This is a genomic window from Stenotrophomonas sp., assembly GCF_036662295.1.
Classification (GTDB): domain Bacteria; phylum Pseudomonadota; class Gammaproteobacteria; order Xanthomonadales; family Xanthomonadaceae; genus Stenotrophomonas.
Genome location: NZ_JAVWXA010000009.1, coordinates 57,133 through 60,530, shown reverse-complemented (window position 1 = coordinate 60,530; position 3,398 = coordinate 57,133). Strand labels below are relative to the sequence as shown.

Genomic DNA, 3,398 nt, shown 5'->3' with positions numbered 1-3,398 from the left:
GGGCCATCTGGCGCTGCGCGAGTTCGGCCTGCGCCCGTGCACCCCGCGCGGCATCGTCACCCTGCTGGGCCACACCGACCAGCCCGTGCGCGGCCGCAACGCCACCATCGTGGGCGTGAGCAACCACGTGGGCCGGCCGATGGGGCTGGAGCTGCTGATCGCCGGCTGCACGGTGACCAGCTGCCACAAGTTCACCCCCCGCGACGTGCTGGAGCGCAGCGTGCGCGAGGCCGACATCCTGGTGGTGGCGGTGGGCCGCCCCGGGATCGTGCCGGGTGAATGGGTGAAGCCGGGGGCGGTGGTGATCGATGTGGGCATCAACCGCCTGGACGACGGCCGGCTGGTCGGCGACGTGGGCTTTGAGGCCGCCGCCGCACGGGCCAGCTGGATCACCCCGGTGCCGGGCGGGGTAGGGCCGATGACCGTGGCCACGTTGATGCAGAACACGCTGGAAGCGGCGGAGGCGGACGCGTCGGCGCATTCGCGCTGACGCCCCACGGTCTGCGCTGCAAACCGCGGGCCTCCGTTCACCAGCACCCACGCCCCGCTGCTTCGCGGCCGCCCCCGAACTTCGGGGGCTCATCCTCCTGGGGCATGGTGGGTCGCCCTCGCTCGGCGCTACGGGCCGCTGGCGCGACACTGCGTCGCATCCACCCCCTGCCGCTCGGGACGGAAAAGGGGTAAAATGTCGCGCTTCCCCACATCTCGGGTATGCCGATGCTGCGCATCCAGGCTGAAGCTCTCACCTACGACGACGTCTCGCTCGTCCCCGCACACTCCACGATCCTGCCCAAGGATGTCAGCCTGGAAACCCGGCTGACCCGCGACCTGCGGCTGAAGCTTCCGATCCTTTCCGCGGCCATGGACACGGTCACCGAAGCCCGCCTGGCCATCGCCATGGCCCAGCTCGGTGGCATGGGCATCATCCACAAGAACCTCACCGTGGAGCAGCAGGCCGCCGAAGTGGCCAAGGTGAAGAAGTTCGAGGCCGGCGTCATCCGCGACCCGATCACCGTCGGTCCGGAAACCACCATCCGCGACGTGCTGGCCCTGACCCAGGCGCGCAACATCTCCGGCGTGCCGGTGGTGGACGGCGGCGGCCAGCTGGTGGGCATCGTGACCCATCGCGACATGCGCTTTGAAACCGAGCTGGACGATCCGGTCCGCCACATCATGACCAAGAAGGATCGCCTGATCACGGTCAAGGAAGGCGCCGCGTCCGAGGAAGTGCTGCAGCTGCTGCATCGCAACCGCATCGAGAAGATCCTGGTGGTCAACGATGCGTTCGCCCTGCGCGGCCTGATCACGGTCAAGGACATCCAGAAGAACACCGACTACCCCAACGCCGCCAAGGACACCGCGACCCGCCTGCTGGTCGGCGCCGCCGTCGGCGTGGGTGGCGACACCGATCGCCGCGTCGAGGCGCTGGTCGCCGCCGGCGTGGACGTGCTGGTGGTGGACACCGCGCACGGCCATTCGCAGGGCGTGCTGGACCGCGTGGCGTGGGTCAAGAAGCACTTCCCGCAGGTGCAGGTGGTGGGTGGCAACATCTGCACCGGCGAAGCCGCGCTGGCGCTGCTGGACAGCGGCGCGGACGCGGTCAAGGTCGGTATCGGCCCGGGCTCGATCTGCACCACGCGCGTGGTGGCAGGTGTGGGCGTGCCGCAGGTCACCGCGATCGACCTGGTGGCCGAGGCGCTGCAGGACCGCATTCCGCTGATCGCCGACGGTGGCATCCGTTATTCCGGCGACATCGGCAAGGCGCTGGCCGCCGGTGCCTCCACCATCATGATCGGTGGCCTGCTGGCCGGTACCGAGGAATCGCCCGGCGAGACCGAGCTGTTCCAGGGCCGTTCGTACAAGAGCTACCGCGGCATGGGCTCGCTGGCCGCCATGGAGAAGGGGTCCAAGGACCGCTATTTCCAGGACGCCTCCAGCGCCGACAAGCTGGTGCCCGAGGGCATCGAAGGCCGCGTGCCGTATCGCGGCCCGGTTGGCGGCATCATCCACCAGCTGATGGGCGGCCTGCGCGCCACCATGGGCTACGTGGGCTGCGGCACCGTCGAAGACATGCGCAGCAAGCCGAAGTTCGTCAAGATCAGCGGCGCCGGCCAGCGTGAGAGCCACGTCCACGACGTGCAGATCACCAAAGAACCGCCGAACTACCGCGCCTGATGCGGTGTGAGCAAAGAGGAACGAGGAAGCTGATTCCCGTTCCTCTTTCTCTATCGGCCGCCGGTAACGATTCCGTGTTTCCCGTATTCACTCCTGCATTGCCCGGGCACCATGACCAACATCCATAACGACAAGATCCTCATCCTCGATTTCGGTGCGCAGTACACGCAGCTGATCGCCCGCCGCATCCGCGAGCTGGGCGTCTACTGCGAAATCTGGGCGTGGGACCACAACCCGGCCGAGATCGCCGCCTTCGGCGCCAAGGGCATCATCCTGTCCGGTGGCCCGGAATCGACCACGCTGCCGGGCGCGCCCGCCGCGCCGCAGGAAGTGTTCGACAGCGGCCTGCCGATCTTCGGCATCTGCTACGGCATGCAGACCCTGGCGGCCCAGCTGGGTGGTGCCACCGAAGCGGCCGACCAGCGTGAGTTCGGCCATGCCGAAGTCAACGTCGTGCACCCCGATGCGCTGTTCAAGGGCCTGAGCGACCACGGCGGCGAGCCGAAGTTGAACGTGTGGATGAGCCACGGTGACCACGTGTCCGTGGCCCCGCCGGGGTTCACCGTCACCGCCGTGACCGATCGCATCCCGGTGGCCGCGATGGCCAACGAAGAGAAGCGCTGGTACGGCGTGCAGTTCCACCCGGAAGTGACCCACACCCTGCAGGGCCAGGCGCTGCTGCGCCGCTTCGTGGTGGACGTGTGCGGCTGCGAGACCCTGTGGACGGCGGCCAACATCATCGACGACCAGATCGCCCGCGTGCGCGAACAGGTGGGCGATGACGAGGTGATCCTGGGCCTGTCCGGTGGCGTCGATTCGTCGGTGGTGGCTGCGCTGCTGCACAAGGCGATCGGCGACAAGCTGACCTGCGTGTTCGTGGATACCGGCCTGCTGCGCTGGCAGGAAGGCGACCAGGTGATGGCGATGTTCGCCGAGCACATGGGCGTCAAGGTGATCCGCGTGAATGCCGCGGACCGCTATTTCAGCAAGCTGGAAGGCGTGAGCGACCCGGAAGCCAAGCGCAAGATCATCGGCAACCTGTTTGTGGACATCTTCGATGAAGAGTCCAACAAGCTGAGCAACGCCAAGTGGCTGGCGCAGGGCACCATCTACCCCGACGTGATCGAGTCGGCCGGCAGCAAGACCGGCAAGGCGCATGTGATCAAGAGCCACCACAACGTGGGCGGCCTGCCGGAGCACATGAAGCTGGGCCTGGTGGAGCC

2 protein-coding genes and 1 pseudogene are annotated in these 3,398 nt (G+C 67.7%); all 3 read left to right on the top strand.

Going from position 1 to position 3,398, the window contains the following annotated elements:
• A pseudogene (locus RSA25_RS03390) lies at positions 1 to 490 on the top strand (bifunctional methylenetetrahydrofolate dehydrogenase/methenyltetrahydrofolate cyclohydrolase); the annotation flags it as partial.
• A 227-nt stretch (positions 491 to 717) separates the two neighbouring features.
• Positions 718 to 2,175: an IMP dehydrogenase gene (guaB, locus tag RSA25_RS03385; protein ID WP_332807504.1), complete on the top strand. Its 1,458-nt coding sequence runs from the start codon at positions 718 to 720 to the stop codon at positions 2,173 to 2,175.
• A gap of 111 nt (positions 2,176 to 2,286) precedes the next feature.
• Positions 2,287 to 3,398 (top strand): glutamine-hydrolyzing GMP synthase (guaA, locus tag RSA25_RS03380; RefSeq protein WP_332807503.1); only part of this gene is annotated, 1,112 nt, incomplete at its 3' end.

Bases quoted from the DNA above. Each gene is read 5' to 3' on its own strand.
- guaB (WP_332807504.1), top strand. From the start codon at position 718: ATGCTGCGCATCCAGGCTGAAGCTCTCACCTACGACGACGTCTCGCTC.